Annotated in this window: 12 protein-coding genes, 1 pseudogene and 1 CRISPR repeat array; of the genes and pseudogenes, 2 read left to right on the plus strand and 11 right to left on the minus strand. The window is 71.8% G+C overall.

The features are described 5' to 3' along the window. Positions 1 to 228: 228 nt before the first annotated feature. From AB0G74_RS33210 to AB0G74_RS33250, 9 genes are all read right to left on the minus strand, one after another. Positions 229 to 2,055 (minus strand): IucA/IucC family siderophore biosynthesis protein, encoded by a 1,827-nt coding sequence (locus tag AB0G74_RS33210; RefSeq protein WP_361154118.1) that lies wholly within the window; start codon positions 2,053 to 2,055, stop codon positions 229 to 231. Continuing rightward, on the minus strand, positions 2,052 to 2,621 hold the full coding sequence (locus AB0G74_RS33215; RefSeq protein WP_361154120.1) for a GNAT family N-acetyltransferase: 570 nt from the start codon (positions 2,619 to 2,621) through the stop codon (positions 2,052 to 2,054). Before AB0G74_RS33215 ends, AB0G74_RS33210 begins: the two co-directional genes overlap by 4 nt. After that, entirely contained in the window at positions 2,618 to 3,928 is a 1,311-nt protein-coding gene (locus AB0G74_RS33220; RefSeq protein ID WP_361154123.1) for a lysine N(6)-hydroxylase/L-ornithine N(5)-oxygenase family protein, read from the minus strand. The genes AB0G74_RS33215 and AB0G74_RS33220 overlap by 4 nt, the downstream gene beginning before the upstream one ends. After that, on the minus strand, positions 3,912 to 5,354 hold the full coding sequence (locus AB0G74_RS33225) for an aspartate aminotransferase family protein (RefSeq protein WP_361154126.1): 1,443 nt from the start codon (positions 5,352 to 5,354) through the stop codon (positions 3,912 to 3,914). The genes AB0G74_RS33220 and AB0G74_RS33225 overlap by 17 nt, the downstream gene beginning before the upstream one ends. Before the next feature lie 464 nt (positions 5,355 to 5,818). Next, a complete protein-coding gene (locus AB0G74_RS33230) occupies positions 5,819 to 6,691 on the minus strand; it encodes a siderophore-interacting protein (RefSeq protein WP_361154128.1) in 873 nt (290 codons plus the stop codon). A gap of 302 nt (positions 6,692 to 6,993) precedes the next feature. After that, positions 6,994 to 8,154, minus strand: coding sequence for an acyl-CoA dehydrogenase family protein (locus tag AB0G74_RS33235; RefSeq protein ID WP_361154131.1), 1,161 nt, complete (start codon positions 8,152 to 8,154; stop codon positions 6,994 to 6,996). Positions 8,155 to 8,156: 2 nt separating this feature from the next. Then, positions 8,157 to 9,086 (minus strand): hydroxymethylglutaryl-CoA lyase, encoded by a 930-nt coding sequence (locus tag AB0G74_RS33240; RefSeq protein ID WP_361154145.1) that lies wholly within the window; start codon positions 9,084 to 9,086, stop codon positions 8,157 to 8,159. A gap of 152 nt (positions 9,087 to 9,238) precedes the next feature. Further along, positions 9,239 to 11,227 carry a biotin carboxylase N-terminal domain-containing protein gene (locus tag AB0G74_RS33245; protein ID WP_361154148.1) on the minus strand — a complete coding sequence of 663 codons (1,989 nt, stop codon included), beginning with the start codon at positions 11,225 to 11,227 and terminating at the stop codon, positions 9,239 to 9,241. Between the two features lie 22 nt (positions 11,228 to 11,249). Beyond that, complete coding sequence (locus AB0G74_RS33250; protein ID WP_361154134.1) at positions 11,250 to 12,914, minus strand: carboxyl transferase domain-containing protein; 1,665 nt, start codon at positions 12,912 to 12,914, stop codon at positions 11,250 to 11,252. Positions 12,915 to 13,025: 111 nt separating this feature from the next. Here AB0G74_RS33250 and AB0G74_RS33255 point away from each other — a divergent pair, with 111 nt between their 5' ends. Then, on the plus strand, positions 13,026 to 13,622 hold the full coding sequence (locus AB0G74_RS33255; protein ID WP_361154137.1) for a TetR/AcrR family transcriptional regulator: 597 nt from the start codon (positions 13,026 to 13,028) through the stop codon (positions 13,620 to 13,622). 90 nt (positions 13,623 to 13,712) lie between these two features. Next, positions 13,713 to 14,498, plus strand: coding sequence for a phosphatase (locus tag AB0G74_RS33260; RefSeq protein ID WP_361154140.1), 786 nt, complete (start codon positions 13,713 to 13,715; stop codon positions 14,496 to 14,498). An 8-nt stretch (positions 14,499 to 14,506) separates the two neighbouring features. After that, positions 14,507 to 15,391: a CRISPR direct-repeat array (repeat unit 29 nt; unit sequence GGGACCATCCCCGCACGCGCGGGGAGCAC). Positions 15,392 to 15,631: 240 nt separating this feature from the next. Here the strand turns inward: AB0G74_RS33260 and AB0G74_RS33265 are convergent. Both AB0G74_RS33265 and AB0G74_RS33270 read right to left on the minus strand, forming a co-directional pair. Further along, positions 15,632 to 16,450 carry an SAM-dependent methyltransferase gene (locus AB0G74_RS33265; RefSeq protein WP_361154142.1) on the minus strand — a complete coding sequence of 273 codons (819 nt, stop codon included), beginning with the start codon at positions 16,448 to 16,450 and terminating at the stop codon, positions 15,632 to 15,634. Continuing rightward, a pseudogene (locus AB0G74_RS33270) lies at positions 16,447 to 16,731 on the minus strand (hypothetical protein); the annotation flags it as partial. The pseudogene AB0G74_RS33270 and the gene AB0G74_RS33265, both read right to left, overlap by 4 nt.

A 16,731-nucleotide genomic window follows, 5' to 3' on the forward strand; every position in this document is an offset into this window, starting at 1 on the left:
TTTTATGCAGATGCGGGTTTAGCGTATGACTACTTGTGTGAGTGGTGTTCTGTGGTGTGCTGTTCGGTTGTGACTGCGGGGCCCCGGGTCGGTACGCGCGGGGGGGTGTACGGTCCGGGGGCCGTCCGGCGCCGCCCGGCCGCCCGTAACGGCCGGGCGGGCCGGGGGAGGCGGACCCCCTCCGAGGGACCGTGTTCGGAGGGGGCCCGCCCCGCGACGGGGCCGCCGTCAGACGGCGGCGGCGGTGACCTCGGCGGGCGCCGCAGGGTCGGCGGGTTCGGCGAGGCCGGCGAGCGGATTGCGGAGCGTGCCGATCAGCTGGAGTGCCGCCGACGGGTCCGCCAGGTCGACCATCTGCCGGTTGTTCCGGAGCTGGAGCCGGTTGAGGCAGGAGAGCGCGAAGTCCGGCGCGAACAGGTCGTACTCGGCGAACTTGTCGGCCAGTTCGGGGACGGCCGCCTGGTACTCCCGTACGCAGTCGGCCACCGCCGTCCAGAACGCCCGCTCCTCCAGCCGCCCCTCGGCGACCAGCGCCGACGACAGGAACCGGAAGAAGCAGTCGAAGACGTCGGTGAAGACCGAGAGCAGCTTCATCTCCTCGGGCACCTCGGCCCGGACGCGCTCCACGGCGGGCGGCAGCACCGCGTCGGGGTCCATCACCACGATCTCCTCGGCGATGTCCTTGAAGATCGCCCGCCGGACCGTGCCGTCCTCGCCCAGGACCAGGATCACATTCTCGCCGTGGGGCATGAACGCCAGGTCGTAGGCGTAGAAGCTGTGCAGCACCGGGGTGAGATAGGCCCGCAGATAGCCGCGCAGCCACTCGGCGGGCGGCAGCCCCGACTCGTCGATCAGGGCTCCGGCGAACGAGGCGCCGTCCTGGTCGGCGTGGAGCAGGGACGCCATGGTCGCCAGCCGCTCGCCGGGGGCGAGCGAGGGGACCGGGCTCTCCCGCCAGAGCGCCGCCAGCATCTTCCGGTAGGGCGAGTGGCGGTCGGTGGCCCGCTCGTACTGCTGGTGGCGGTAGCCGATGGCGGCGTGCTCGCGGATGATCGAGAACCGGGCCGCCCGCAGGATCGGGTCCCGTTCGATCAGTCCGGCGAGCCAGTCGTTGATCGCCGGGGTGGCCTCCATGTACGCCGCCGACAGACCGCGCATGAAGCCCATGTTGAGGACCGAGAGCGATGTCTTGACGTAGTGCTTCTCCGGGGCGCTGGTGTTGAAGAACGTCCGGATCGACTGCTGGGCGAGATAGTCGTCGTCGCCGGGGCCCAGACAGACCAGCCGCTGCCGGGCGACCTCGGCGGCGAAGGTGACGGAGAGCTTGTTCCACCACTGCCAGGGGTGGACGGGCAGCAGATAGTACGCGTCCGGGTCCAGGCCGAGCCCGGTGAGCCGGGCCGCGAACCGGGCCAGGGTCTCCTCGCCCAGCTCGTCCCCGACCAGGGTGTCGTAGTCGAGGTCGGCGCCGGAGGTGAAGGTGGCGTGGTCGCGGTGGGCGGCCAGCCAGATCAGCCGGATCGGGCTGGCGGCCTCGGGCGCGTACGACAGGAACTCGTGCACCCCGAAGCCGAGCCGCCCGTTGTTGGCGACGAAGCAGGGGTGGCCCTCGGTCATCCCGGTCTCGATGGCCTGGAATCCGGCTTTCGCCAGCTCGGCGGAGCTGACGGCGGGACGGGTCAGCTTGTACGCCGTGCCCGCCAGGGTGGAGGCGATCTCCTCCAGATACACCGGCAGCACGGTGTCGCTCAGCCCCAGGGCCGACCGCAGTTCGGTACAGAGGTCGACGGCGTCCGGGGGCAGCTCCACCCCCCGGTGGCGGCGGACGATCGAATCGGCCGGGATGTCCCAGTGGTCGAGCGCCCTGACCTCGGCGGTGAACCGGTACTCGGTGGCCCCGTCGTCGCTGAGCACCCGGTAGCCGCCGTCCGGCAGCGGTTCGGGGACCAGCAGCCGTTCATGGGCGAACTCGGCCAGCGCCTTGCGGACCAGCAGCCGGTTGGCGCGGTCCCACAGCTCGGGCGTCAGATGGGCGACGGCGTCGGCGACGGTCATCGTCCCACCGCCGGACGGTCGGCCATGGCGGCGCTGTGCTCGAACGCCTCGCGGGTGCAGAAGCTGAGGAACGCCTCCTTCTCGGGGGTGCGGATCCGCTCCGCTATCGAGAAGCCCGCATAGGTGTTGAGGGCCTGGACGGCGGTGTTGCGGACATCGGGTTCGACGACGATCCGCTCGGTGGCGGGGTCGGCGAACAGGGTCCGCAGCACGGCGGTGATCACGGCCCGGGTGAAGCCGTGGACCGGGGTGTCGGTGGGTGCGACCAGGAAGTGCATCCCGACGTCGCCGGGCCGGGCGTCGTACAGGCCGACCAGTTCGACCCGCGCGGGGTCGTAGCTCTCCATCAGGAACACCGGTTCACCGGACGGGTCGTGGCCGATGAAGGCGTGGTGGTCCGGATGTTCCGTGATCGCGGTGTACGCCCGGGCCACGTCCTCGGGCCCGAAGTCCGGCATCTGCCAGAACGCGGACTTGGGGTGGGTCACCCAGCGGTGCACCAGCGGGATGTCGGTGAGCGGGTCGAGCGGTCGGACGGTGAAGCCCAGCGGGTCGGGGGCGGTCATACGGAGAACTCCTGGAACGCGATGGACTTTTCCACGGCGTAGTACTCGCGCCCGAGCAGCTCGCCGATGATGTAGGCATTGCGGTACGCGCCCATCCCCAGGTCGGGTGAGGTGATGGAGTGCGTGTGCACGCCCGCGTTCTGGAGGAAGATCTCCCGTCCGACGGTGTCGACGGAGTAGTTGCGGGCCACGTCGAAGCGGCCCCGGCCGTCCCAGCGGATGCGGTCGTGCAGGGGGGTGAGGAAGTCGGGGACTGTGTACTTGTAGCCGGTCGCCAGGATCAGGCCCTCGGTCCGCAGTTCGTACTCCTTGTTCTGCTCCTCCTGGCGGAGGGAGAGGGTGTACGTACCGGACGTCTCGTCGTACGCGGCGCCGTCGAGGGACGAGTTGGTGAGCAGCCTGGTGGGGACGGGGCCCTTGAGGTTCTTCTGGTAGAGCAGATCGAAGATGGCGTCGATCAGATCCCCGTCGATCCCCTTGAAGAGGCCCTTCTGCCCCGACTCCAGCCGGTAGCGGGTGTCCTCCGGCAGGGCGTGGAAGTAGTCGATGTACTCCGGGGAGGTCATCTCCAGCGTCAGCTTGGTGTACTCCAGCGGGAAGAACCGCGGGGAGCGGGTGACCCAGTTCAGCCGGTAGCCGTGGACGTCGATCTCGGAGAGCAGGTCGTAGTAGATCTCCGCCGCGCTCTGGCCGCTGCCGACCAGGGTGATCGACTCCTTGGCCTGGAGCGCCGCCTTGTTCGGCAGATAGGCCGAGTTGTGCAGGAGGTCGCCGCCGAGGTCCCGGCAGCAGTCGGGGACGTACGGCGGGGTGCCGGTGCCCAGCACGATCCGGCGGGCCCGCAGGACCTCGCCCCCGGCGGTGCGGACCAGGTAGTTCTCGCCGTCGTGCTCGATCAGGGTGACGGTGGTATTGAACCGGACATTGGTCAGCCGGGCCGCGACCCAGCGGCAGTAGTCGTTGTACTCCGTCCGCAGCGGATAGAAGTTCTCCCGGATGTAGAACGGGTAGAGCCGTCCCACCTGCTTCAGATAGTTCAGGAAGGAGTACGGCGAGGTCGGGTCGGCGAGGGTGACCAGATCCGACATGAACGGGGTCTGGAGGTGGGAGCCCTCCAGGAACATCCCCGAGTGCCACTCGAAGTCGGGCTTGGAGTCGAGGAAGAGTCCGGTCAGCTCCTCGATGGGCTCGGTGAGCGCGGCCAGGCCCAGATTGAACGGGCCGAGCCCGATCCCGATGAAGTCGTACGGTTCGCCGGAGGCGGGGGTCCCGGCCGGCCCGCGCGGGGGCTCAGGAGGCGTGGACAAGATTCTCTCCCAGGTACTGCTCGGCATGGCCGGCGATGAGATCGAGGACGGCGGCGATGTCGTCGGCCGTCGTCTCGGGGTTGAGCAGGGTGAACTTCAGGTACTGGCGGCCGTCGACCTTGGTTCCGGCGACCACGGCCTCACCGGAGGCGAAGAGGGCCTTGCGGGCGTAGAGATTGGCCCGGTCGATCATGGCGGGGCTGGTGACGCCCGCCGGGAGCCAGCGGAAGACGAGGGTGGAGAGCCGGGGCTCGACGACCACGTCGTAGCGGGGGTCGGCGGCGAGCAGTTCATAGCCCGCCGCCGCCAGGTCGCAGACCTCGTCGAAGAGGGAGCCGATCCCGTCGGCGCCCATCACCCGCAGGGTCATCCAGAGCTTGAGCGCGTCGAACCTGCGGGTGGTCTGGAGCGACTTGTCGACCTGGTTGGGGATCCGCTCCTCCACGGTGCGGCGCGGATTGAGGTAGTCCGCGTGGTACGTGGCGTGCCGCAGGGTCGCCCCGTCCCGGACCAGGACGGCGGATGAACTCACCGGCTGGAAGAACGACTTGTGGTAGTCGACGGTCACGGAGTCGGCGTGCTCGATGCCGTCGAGGAGATGGCGGCGGGTCGGGGAGGCCAGCAGTCCGCAGCCGTACGCCGCGTCGACATGCATCCAGGCGCCGTACCGCTCGGCGAGTTCGGCGATCTCCGGCAGCGGGTCGATGGAACCGAAGTCGGTGGTCCCGGCGGTGGCCACGACCGCCATCGGGACCAGCCCGTCGGCGACGCAGCGGTCCAGCTCGGCCGCGAGGGCGAGAGTCCGCATCCGGCGGTCCCGGCCGGTGGGCAGGGCGATCACGGCGTCCCGGGAGAGCCCGAGCAGCTTGGCCGACTTCTGGACGCTGAAGTGGCTGGCCTCCGAGGTGAAGATCCGGAGCTTGGCCGGGTCGGCGCACTTGGCCTCCTCCCGGGCCAGCAGCAGCGCCTGGAGGTTGGACTGGGTGCCGCCGCTGGTGAAGATCCCGTCGGCGGCGGTGCCGTAGCCGATCCGGCCCGTGGTCCAGTCGATCAGCTTGCGCTCGATCAGGGTGCCGCCCGCGCTCTGGTCCCAGGTGTCGACGGACGAGTTGACGGCCGAGAGCACCGCCTCGCCGACCACGGCCGGGATGACCACCGGGCAGTTGAGGTGGGCCAGGTAGCGGGGGTGGTGGAAGTAGACGGCGTCCCGGAGGTAGACCCGCTCCAACTCGTCGAGGGCGGCGGAGGAGTCGCCCAGCGGCTGGTCGAGGTCGATCTCGGCGATCTCCGGCGCGAGGGCGTCGGGGGTGATACCGGTGAACGGCCGCCGGGTTGTGGCGAGTCGGTTCGCCACCCGCTCGACTCCTTCGGTCACGGAGCGCCGGTAGCTCTCCGCCGTTACGTCATTGAGCAGGTGCGAGCGCATGCAATGTCCTCCCGGATACGGGGACTTGTCGCTCTCCGGACAGGTGGGGGTGCGAGGGCGACCTGGGGAAGGTTAGCCTAACCTAACCTTTTCTGTGAATCGGGCCCCGGGAATCGGTCGCCCCTCCGCCTATGGCGTTCTTCACACGGCACCGACCCGGCCGGTGTCCGGGGGCGGTTCACCCGGACACGGCGGGGCGCCGGTCCGGTGCGGACCGGGTGGGGGCCGGGTGCGCGCGGTCGCGGTCGCGGCGCGGGGGAGTGGGTGCGAGGGATGGGGCGGGAGATGCGGCCGTCCGGTGGTCCCGCCGTGAAGCGGAACCCGTGACGGCCGGAAGTATGCATGCCCCATCGACCACCGGGTGGATCCCGGACGGCGATGGTCGGTCAGAATTTGGCCGGATATCTACCGTTAGATGGTGATAGGGGGTGTGGTGGTGCTCCGGTCGGCCGGGTGACGGCGGATCAGGCTTCGCCGATCTCCGCCAGTGCCGGATCGTCGCGCAATCCGTCCTCGCTCACCCCGCGCCGCCAGTAGCCGACGAAAGTGACCCGGCAGCGGTCGAAGCCCCGCTCGTTCACCAGATGGCGCCGGAGCGCCTTGACGGAGCCGGACTCCCCGGCGATCCAGGCGTACGGAGTCCCCTCCGGCAGCTCGGCGGCGGCCACGGCCTCGGCGGCGGACGGCGCGCCCTCCTCGCGGACCAGCCAGACGATCTCGGCGTCGGCGGCGGTCTTCAGCTCGATCCGGTCACCGGCGTGCGGCACCTCCAGCCAGACCCGGGTCCGCGCCCCGGCGGGCAGCCACTCCAGGATCGCCGCCACGGCGGGCAGGGCGGTCTCGTCGCCCCAGATCAGGGTCCAGTCGGTATCGGCGGGCGGTTGGCAGCGCACCGAGGTGTTCTCCGCGACGGCCGGGCCCAGCACCATGGCCCGCCGGCCGGGCTCGGCGGCCAGGGCGAACCGGCAGGCGGGCCCGCCGTCCTCGTGGACGGCGAAGTCGATGTCGAACTCCGTCGTCCCGGCCGGTGTCCGCCGCTGCTCCCGGACGGTGAACGAGCGCATCACGGCCCGGACGTCCTCGGGCAGCGCCCGCCAGGCGGCGAAGATCGCGCTGCCGTCACCGGCGTCGACCGGGACCACGGGGGCGTCCTGGCCCGGATGCGGAAGGAAGAGCGAAAGCGACTGGTCACGGCCGCCGGAGGCGAATCCGGCCAGCGCCTCGTCGTCGGGGAAGCCGCGGAAGGTCACCCGCACCATCGACGGCGAGAGCCGCTCGGCCCGCTCGACCCGGAGGTCGAAGAACCGGAAGGGAACGGCGTCGGGGGCGGTAGCCATGCGCGGAACGACCTCTTCTTCGTACTGCTTCTTCGTGCTGCCCGGACAAGTGATGGTCAGGTTAGCCTAACCTTCCCTCGTTACGGGAGTCCGGGCCGGGCCCGGCCGGAGCCGGAGAGCCCGGACGGTCACGGGCGGGCCCGGCGGAGCCCGGCGGTCCCGGACGGCCCCACCCGCCCCGGACGGTCATGGAAAGGCCCGGAGCCGGACCAGGGGCGTACGTCCCCCGGCCCGGCTCCGGGCCTCGACACCGTGCGGTGCGGCTCTCCGAGCCTTTGAAGGGACCCGTCGGCGCGGGCGGGTCAGCCGGTGAGCCCGAGTTCCCGGGCGATCAGCATCCGCTGCACTTCACTCGTCCCCTCGCCGATCTCCAGGATCTTGGAGTCCCGCCACATCCGGGCCACCGGATACTCGTTCATAAAGCCGTAGCCGCCGTGGATCTGGGTGGCCTCCCGGGCGTTGTCGACGGCGACCGTCGACGAGTAGAGCTTCGCCAGGGCGGCCTCCTTCTTGAACGGCTCGCCCGCCACCAGCCGGGACGCCGCGTCCCGCCAGCCGACCCGGGCCATATGCGCCCGCATCTCCATGTCCGCGATCTTGAACTGGATGGCCTGGTTGGCGCCGATGGGCCGCCCGAAGGCATGCCGCTCCTTGGCGTACTTCACCGACTCGTCGACACAGCCCTGGGCCAGCCCGGTCGCCAGGGCCGAGATCGCGATCCGGCCCTCGTCCAGGATCCGGAGGAACTGGGCGTACCCCCGGCCCTCGTCGCCCAGCAGATTCGCCAGCGGCACCCGGACGTCGTCGAACGCCAGCTCGCGGGTGTCGGAGGCGTTCCAGCCGACCTTGGAGTAGGCGGGGGCGACCGTGAAGCCGGGTGTCCCGGCGGGCACGATGATCGAGGAGATCAGCGGCTTGCCGTCGTCGGTCCGGCCGGTGACCGCCGTGACGGTGACCAGTCCGGTGATGTCCGTACCGGCGTTGGTGATGAAGCACTTGGAGCCGTTGATCACCCAGGAGTCGCCGTCCCGGACCGCCGTGGTGCGGGTGCCGCCCGCGTCGGAGCCGCCTTCGGGTTCGGTCAGCCCGAAGGCGCCCAGCCGCTCGCCCGCGCAGAGCTGCGGCAGCCATTCGCGGCGCTGCTCCTCCGTGCCGAAGCGGTAGACCGGCATCGCGCCGAGGGAGACCGCCGCCTCCAGGGTGATCGCCACCGATGAGTCGACCCGGGCCAGCTCCTCCAGGGCGATGCCGAGGGCGAGGTAGTCGCCGCCCATCCCGCCGTACTCCTCGGGGAACGGCAGTCCGAAGAGCCCCATCCGGCCCATCTCGCGGACGATCTCGTAGGGGAACTCGTGGCGCTCGTAGAGGTCGCCGATCTTGGGAGCGATCACCTCGTGGGCGAACTCCTCGACCGTGCGGCGGAGTTCCTCGTGCTCGGGGGTGAGCCGGTGGTCGAGAGGCATGATCACTCCTGGTGGGAGAGGGCGCGGACGGTACGGGAGGGGCTGGGGCGGCCCAGCCGTTCGGCCATCCACACGCTGGTGGCGGTGAGCAGGCCGAGATCGACCCCGGTCTCGATGCCGAGGCCGCGGAGCATCCACACGAGGTCTTCGGTGGCGAGGTTTCCGGTGGCGCTCTTCGCGTAGGGGCAGCCGCCGAGGCCGCCCGCGGAGGCGTCGACGGTGGTCACCCCCCGCTCCAGGGCGGCCAGGGTGTTGGCCAGTGCCTGGCCGTACGTGTCGTGGAAGTGGACGGCGATCGCGGAGACGGGCACGCCCGCCTCCGCGAGCCCGGCGAGCAGCTCCCGGACATGGCCCGGGGTGGCCACGCCGATGGTGTCGCCGAGGGAGAGTTCGTCGCAGCCGAGATCGCGCAGGGCGGTCGCGACCCGGACGACCCGGCGGAGCGGGACCGGGCCCTCCCAGGGGTCGCCGAAGCACATCGACAGATAGCCCCGGACCCGGATGCCGTCGGCCTTCGCCCGGGCCACCACCGGTTCGAACATGGCGAGCGACTCGTCGACGGTCCGGTTGAGGTTCCGCCGGGCGAAGGTCTCGGTCGCCGAGCCGAAGACGGCGACGGTACGGGCGCCGAGCGCCAGCGCCCGGTCCAGGCCCCGCTCGTTGGGGACGAGGACGGGCAGGTCGACCCCGGTGAGTCCGCCGGGGCCGGTGAGCCGGGGGTACAGGTCCTCGGCGTCGGCGAGCTGCGGCACCCACTCGGGGCGGACGAAGCTGGTGGCCTCGACGGTGGTCAGCCCGGCCGCGGCGAGCCGCCGCACGAACTCGGCCTTCACCTCGGTCGGGACCACGGTCTTCTCGTTCTGGAGCCCGTCGCGGGGCCCGACCTCGTGGATCCTGACCCGGGCGGGCAGGCCGTCCGCCGGGAACTCCATCGGCAGGGCGCCGACCGCCGTGGAGCTTTCGGCCGCCGTCGCCCGGCCGCCCGTGCCGCCGAGAACCTCGGGCCGTTCGTGCGGTTCCCCACGCCCCACCCGGGCCTCCGCCCCGTCGCGGGTGCCCGGCCGGGACGGTCCGTCGGCGGCGCTCATCGCCCGCCTCCCGCCGCGCCGTTCCCGCTTCCGGGCTCGGGCTCGGTGTCGTACGGCGTGACCACCGCCAGGAGCTGGTCCATCGCGACCGTGGTCCCGGGCGCCACATCCAGTTCGGTGACCGTCCCGGCGTGCGGCGCGGAGATCGTGTGCTCCATCTTCATCGCCTCCACCACCAGCAGGCTCTGGCCCGCTGCCACCTCGTCGCCGACGGCGACCTTCACCACGGTCACCGTGCCCGGCATGGGCGCGGCGAGGGTGTCGGCGCTGCCGTGCGCGGCGGACGACAGGGACTCGGCGACCGGGTCGTGGTCCCGGACCTGCCAGGAGTCGCCGTCGCGGCCGAGCCAGTCGCCCGCCCGGTGGAAGGCGTGCCGTACGCCGTCGACGGTGACGGCGACCCGGTCCGCCGTGACCTCGGCCGACGCGGGCGCCTCCTGAAGTACGGGTTCACGTCCCGTCACTCGCAGGGGGAAGGCGAGCGGCGCGGGCGGCCCGCCGAGCCGCCAGCCGCCGGGCTGCCCGAAGGGGTCGGTCCAGCCGGACGGATCCGGTCCGGGGACGAGGGCCGCCGCCCGGACGGCCGCCGCCGCCGCGTACACCTCGGCCGGTACGGAGTCCGGGACCAGGCCATCGGCCTCCCGCTCCACCAGCCCGGTGTCCAGTTCGCCCGCGACGACGGCGGGGTGCGCCAGCAGCCGCCGCAGGAATCCGGCGTTGGTGGGGACGCCGAGGGTGACGGTCTCGGCGAGGGCGGCCCGCAGCCTGCGCAGGGCGGTGGCGCGGTCGGGCCCGTAGGCGACGACCTTGGAGAGCATCGGGTCGTACAGGCTCGACACCTCGGTCCCGGGGCTGAGCCCGGAGTCGGTCCGCACCCCCGGGTGGCCGGTCCCGTCCGGCTCGCGCAGGGCGAGGACCGTACCGCCGGAAGGGAGGAAGCCGCGCCCCGGGTCCTCGGCGCAGATCCGGGCCTCGATCGCGTGGCCGGTGAGCCGGATGTCGTCCTGCTCGTACGGCAGGGGTTCGCCCGCCGCGATCCGCAGCTGCCACTCCACCAGGTCCAGGCCGGTGACCAGTTCGGTGACCGGGTGTTCGACCTGGAGCCGGGTGTTCATCTCCATGAAGTAGTACTGCGAGGGGTCGTTGCCCGGGACGATGAACTCGACCGTCCCGGCGCCCGTGTATCCGCAGGAGCGGGCGGCGCGCACGGCCGCCTCGCCCATCGCGGCCCGGGTCTCCTCGTCGAGCAGGACGGACGGCGCCTCCTCGATCACCTTCTGGTGGCGGCGCTGGAGGGAGCACTCCCGCTCGCCGAGGTGGAGGACGCGGCCGTGGCCGTCGGCCAGGATCTGGATCTCGATATGGCGCGGCCGGTCGATCCACCGCTCCACCAGCAGGGTGTCGTCCCCGAAGGAGGCCCTGGCCTCCCGCCGGGCCGCCGCGATCTCCTCCGCGAGGGCCGACTCCAGCCGGGTCAGCCGCATGCCCTTGCCGCCGCCGCCCGCCGACGGCTTCAGCAGGACCGGCATCCCGATCTCCCGGGCCGCGGCGGCGAGTTCGTCGTCCGTGAGCCCGGACCCGGAGGAGCCGGGGACCACCGGCACCCCGGCCGTACGGACCGTCTCCTTGGCTCGGATCTTGTCGCCCATCAGGGCGATCGCGTCGGCGGGCGGGCCGACGAAGACCAGCCCGGCGTCCGCGCAGGCACGGGCGAAGGCCGCGTTCTCGGCGAGGAAGCCGTAACCGGGGTGGACCGCTTGCGCGCCGGTCCTGGCGGCGGCCTCCAGCAGCCGGGGGACGGAGAGATAGCTCTCGGCGGCGGGCGCCGGGCCGATCCGGACCGCCGTGTCCGCCTCCCGTACGTGCCGGGCACCGGCGTCGGCGTCGCTGAAGACGGCGACCGAACGGATGCCCAGCGCCCGCAGGGTACGGATCACCCGGACGGCGATCTCGCCCCGGTTGGCGACCAGGACGGTGTCGAACATGGTCACATCGGTCACCTGGTCCTCACATCCGGAAGACGCCGAAGCCGGGCGCCGACGGGTCCTGGGCGTTCTTGGCGGGCAGCGGCGCGTTGGCGCAGGCGGTGAGGGCGAGCCCCAGCACCTGACGGGTCTCCAGCGGGTCGATGATCCCGTCGTCCCAGAGCCGGGCCGTGGCGTAGTAGGCGCTGCCCTGCTCCTCGTACCGCTCGCGGATCGGGGCCTTGAACGCCTCCTCGTCGGCGGCCGGCCACTCCTCGCCGCGCGCCTCCAGCTGGTCCCGCCGGACGGTGGCCAGGACGGACGCGGCCTGCTCGCCGCCCATCACGGAGATCTTGGCGTTGGGCCACATCCAGAGGAAGCGGGGGGAGTAGGCCCGGCCGCACATGGAGTAGTTCCCGGCGCCGTAGGAACCGCCGACGACGACGGTCAGCTTGGGGACCCGCGTACACGCCACGGCCGTGACCATCTTCGCGCCGTGCTTGGCGATCCCGCCGTGCTCGTAGTCCTTGCCGACCATGAAGCCGGAGATGTTCTGGAGGAAGAGGAGGGGGATGCCCCGCTGGTCGCACACCTCGATGAAGTGCGCCCCCTTCTGGGCGGACTCGGCGAACAGGATGCCGTTGTTGGCGACGATGCCGACCGGATGGCCGTGGATCCGGGCGAAGCCGGTCACCAGGGTCTGCCCGAACTCGGCCTTGAACTCGGCGAACCGGGAGCCGTCGGTGATCCGGGCGATCACCTCGCGGACGTCGTACGGCGTACGGGGATCCACGGGCACCGCCCCGTACAGCCCGGCCGGATCGACGGCGGGCTCCTCCACCGGCGCCACGGACCAGGGCAGCGGCGGGCGCGGCGGCACCGTCCCCATGATCGTCCGGACGATCCGCAGGGCGTGCGCGTCGTCCTCGGCGAGATGGTCGGTGACCCCGGAGATCCGCGAATGCGTCTCGCCGCCGCCCAGCTCCTCGGCGGTGACCACCTCACCGGTCGCCGCCTTCACCAGCGGCGGGCCGCCGAGGAAGATCGTGCCCTGGTTACGGACGATGACGGCCTCGTCGCTCATCGCGGGGACGTACGCCCCGCCCGCCGTACAGGACCCGAGGACGGCGGCGATCTGCGGGATGCCCGCACCCGACATCCGGGCCTGGTTGTAGAAGATCCGGCCGAAATGCTCCCGGTCCGGGAAGACCTCGTCCTGCATCGGCAGGAACGCGCCCCCCGAGTCCACCAGACAGACGCACGGCAGCCGGTTCTCCAGCGCCACCTCCTGCGCCCGCAGATGCTTCTTCACCGTCATCGGGTAGTACGTCCCGCCCTTGACGGTGGCGTCATTGGCGACGATCACCGCCTCGCGCCCGGCGATCCGGCCGATCCCCGCGACGACCCCGGCGGCCGGGGCCGCGCCCTCGTACATCCCGTACGCCGCCAGCGGGGCCAGCTCCAGGAAGGGCGAGCCGGGATCGAGCAGGGCGTCGACCCGGTCGCGCGGCAGCAGCTTGCCCCGGGCCGTATGCCGCGCCCTGGCCTTCTCGCCGCCGCCCAGCCGGGCCGCCGCCAGCGCGCCGCGCAGCGTGTCCGCCAGCTCCCGGTGGGCGGCCTCATTGGCCTGCCAGGCGGCGGACGCCGGATCGGCCGTACCGGTCAGCACGGGTGCCTGTCGTGATGACGACAGGGGTGCCTGCTGCATCGAATCGAGCCCCCTTGCCCGGACGACGTCAGTGGATGGTCCAGTTAATGACCGTTAACACTTCCCCTTCAGGTTAACGATCGCTAACCGGATTGTCTAGAATTACTTTCCATGAGCACCAGGACGGACGCGCCCACCCGCCGCGAGCAGATCCTCAGAGAGGCCGCGCGGCTCTTCGCGGAGCGGGGATTCCACGGCGTCGGCGTGGACGAGATAGGGGCCGCCGTCGGCATCAGCGGCCCCGGCCTCTACCGCCACTTCGCGGGCAAGGAGGCGATGCTCGCCGAACTGCTCGTCGGCATCAGCGAGCGGCTGCTCTCCGGCGGCCGGATCCGGGTCGCGGAGACCCCCGACGACCCCGAGGCGCTGCTGGCGTCCCTCATCGACGGCCATATCGACTTCGCCCTCGACGACCGGCCGCTGATCACCCTGCACGACCGCGAGCTGGACCGGCTGCGCGAGAGCGACCGCAAACTGGTCCGCCAGCTCCAGCGGCAGTACGCCGAGCTGTGGGTGACGGCGGTACGCGAACTCCACCCCGAGGTCCCCGAGGCCGACGCGCGGGCCGCCGTCCATGCCGTGTTCGGCCTGCTGAACTCCACCCCGCACCTGGGCTCCCGCGGCTCCCTCCCGCCGGGCTCCCGGACCCGCACCGAAACGTTGCTGCGCCGGCTCGCGCACGGCGCGTTCGCGTCGCTGACGCCGTAGCGGTCGCCGATGCGGTGGGGCGCGTACGGTTCACCGGCGTACGGCCCCGGTTCGCGGGCCCGCCCCCGGCTGTGACGGCACAATGGGGACATGCCGATACCCAGCCGTGCCGAACTCGTCGAGCACCTCGTCCGTACCCGGATCGCGGGCGACGTCGCCACCCCGCGCGACAACAACCTCTCCCACTACCGCAGGCTCGCCAACGGCGACCGGCACTACTGGCTGGGCCTCGAACTGGGCGACCGCTGGACCGACGAACAGGACGTCCTCGCCGTCATGGCCGAACGCTGCGGCGTCAACGACGACCCCGAGCACCGGGTCGGCCAGGACACCATCGACCCCGACCTGACCGTCGACGGCCTCGACCGGATGGCGGCCCGCCTCCGCAAGGCGGCATCCGGCAGACAGCGGGTCCTCTTCGCCACCGGCCACCCCGGCGGCCTCCTCGACGTCCACCGCACGACGGCGGACGCGCTGCGCGCGGCGGGCTGCGAGATCGTCTCCATCCCCGGCGGACTGATGACCGACGAGGGCATGGTCTACCAGGTCGGCGGCGTGGCGGTCCTCGAACACGGCGCCACGCTCTGGCACACCCACTCCCCGGCCCCGATGGCCGCGATCCTCGACGCCCTCACCCGCGACGGCAGCCCGCTCCCCGAACTGGTCGTCGCCGACCACGGCTGGGCGGGCTGCGCGGCCCAACGCGGCTTCGACACGGTCGGCTACGCGGACTCCAACGACCCGGCGCTCTTCCTGGGCGAGTCGGAGGGCACGGTCCAGGTCACGGTCCCCCTGGACGACCACGTCCTGGACCCCAGGTTCTACGAACCGATGACGGCGTATCTGCTGGGGGCGGCGGGGCTTGTGGAGGGGTGACGCGGGGGTGGGGTATCCCCGCATGGGCGGGGAGCACATGACGTACGACCCGATGGCCCGCGTAGCGGAGGGACCATCCCCGCACGCGCGGGGAGCACCGAAAAGCTCCGGGCGAACGCGCATTTGCCCAGGGGCCATCCCCGCACGCGCGGGGAGCACGGCAAGGCCGTCGGCGAGGAAGCCCGGCGCCGGGGACCATCCCCGCACGCGCGGGGAGCACGGCAGCTGCTCGGGGTTCACTGCGGGGGCTCCGGGACCATCCCCGCACGCGCGGGGAGCACCGTACTCCCCGCCGACCCGCGACAGGGCTAGCGGGACCATCCCCGCACGCGCGGGGAGCACCCCGAGCGCGCCGCGCTCCTCGTCGCCTGCCCGGGACCATCCCCGCACGCGCGGGGAGCACCGGGCGGCTGCTGTCCGGTGGCGACGGCGTGGCGGGACCATCCCCGCACGCGCGGGGAGCACAGCGACGAACGCCCGGTCCACCAGGTCGACTGGGGACCATCCCCGCACGCGCGGGGAGCACAGAAGCACCGCGACCGCGTCCATGCCGGAGGCGGGACCATCCCCGCACGCGCGGGGAGCACGCGAGCGAGGCGCGCAGCGGGTGGCTGACCGTGGGACCATCCCCGCACGCGCGGGGAGCACCCAACCACCCCGGCGTCATGTACGTCGAGGACGGGACCATCCCCGCACGCGCGGGGAGCACGCCGTATGTGTGGGGTGGCACTGGTCCGGACGGGGGACCATCCCCGCACGCGCGGGGAGCACGGTGAGCTGGAAGCCCGCCACCGTCGTGAGCTGGGACCATCCCCGCACGCGCGGGGAGCACGGCTCCCCGGCGCCGCGCGCGGCACCCTGGAAGGGACCATCCCCGCACGCGCGGGGAGCACAGTTCCCCACCTGCGGGTTTCTCAGCGGTAGGTGCCGTTTTCCATCACTAGTGCCGATACCGGCGATTGTGGCGTATGGGGTGAACTGGTCGACTGCTGAGTCTTGTTGTGCACCATGTCTTCCCGCCCCGTGTGGTTGGTTCGGGTGTTGACGATACGGGGCGCAGGGCGCGCGGGAAGTGGCTTTGGTGGGGTGGTGGGTCAGGCCGTTCGCCGGTGCCAGTGGTGTGGGTGGGGTTTTCAGGTGAGGAGGCCGATGGCTGCGTAGGTGTGGTCGTTGGTTGGGGTGTGGTTGTCGGTGTGGGTGGGTTGCCATTGGCTGACCGGGAGCAAGCCGGGGCCTACTGCGGTGAGGCCGTTGAAGAACGCGGCGATCTCCTCGAAGGTCCGGGGGCGGGTGGGGAGTCCGGCGACTTGGAATGTCCGGGTGGCGCGGTGGATCAGGTCGGGATCGTGCTCGGGGGTGAGATGGGACAGGACGAGGGCGCTTCCCGGAGCCAGGGCGCCGAGGAGGCGCCGTACCGCCGCGTGCGGCTGCATATCGTCTGTGACCTGGTCCAGGACACCGGTCGCCACCAAGGTGACGGGCTGGTCGAGGTCGAGGTGGGTGGCTGCTTCTTCGAGCAGGTGCTGGGTGTTGTGCAGATCGCTGAGGACCGCGCGGACCATGCCGCTGGCCCCCTCGACCTCGTGGGCGGTGTTGAGGTGGGTGACGGCGAGGGGGTCGTGGTCGATGTAGAGGGTTCTGGCGCGGCGGTGGTGGTGGCGTTGCACCAGTTGGTGGCTGGCGGGGGTGGAACGCGGCGGGAGTCCGGGGCCGATCTCCAGGACCTGGGCGATGCCGAGGTCTCGTGCGGTGTGGGTGAGGGCTCGTAGGCGGAAGGCGCGGGTGGCGCGGGCGACCTCACGGGCCGGGTAGCCCAGGGCGTGGAGGGTGCGTACGAGTTCCTCGTCCGCCTCGTACGCGTCCAGAGCCTCGGCCGCGTCACCGAGGGCGGCGTGCTGGAATCGTGCACTGCTGACCGGCCGGAACGCGGACGGGGTAGGGAGCACGGTCACAACGCATCCCCCAAGTCGTACGCGGGAGTGCAGCCGAGGAGCCGGGTGACGGTGAGGTCGGCGAGGAGCCACGGCAGGCGGGGGTCTTCGTACGGCAGCCGCGCACCGGCCGTTGTCACCACCGGCGCCCCGCCGGGGTTGCCCGGGTCGGGCCCGTACAGCAGGCCGTGGTAGCCCCAGACCTGCGGGTAGCGGACCCGTACCGCCCGGTACCCCCGGGCGAGGGACGGACACTGCCGGACGGCGAGGGTCGCGCAGGGGTTGGGGCAGAGGGGCACGAT

Source organism: Streptomyces sp. NPDC020875 (assembly GCF_040641415.1).
GTDB lineage: Bacteria > Actinomycetota > Actinomycetes > Streptomycetales > Streptomycetaceae > Streptomyces.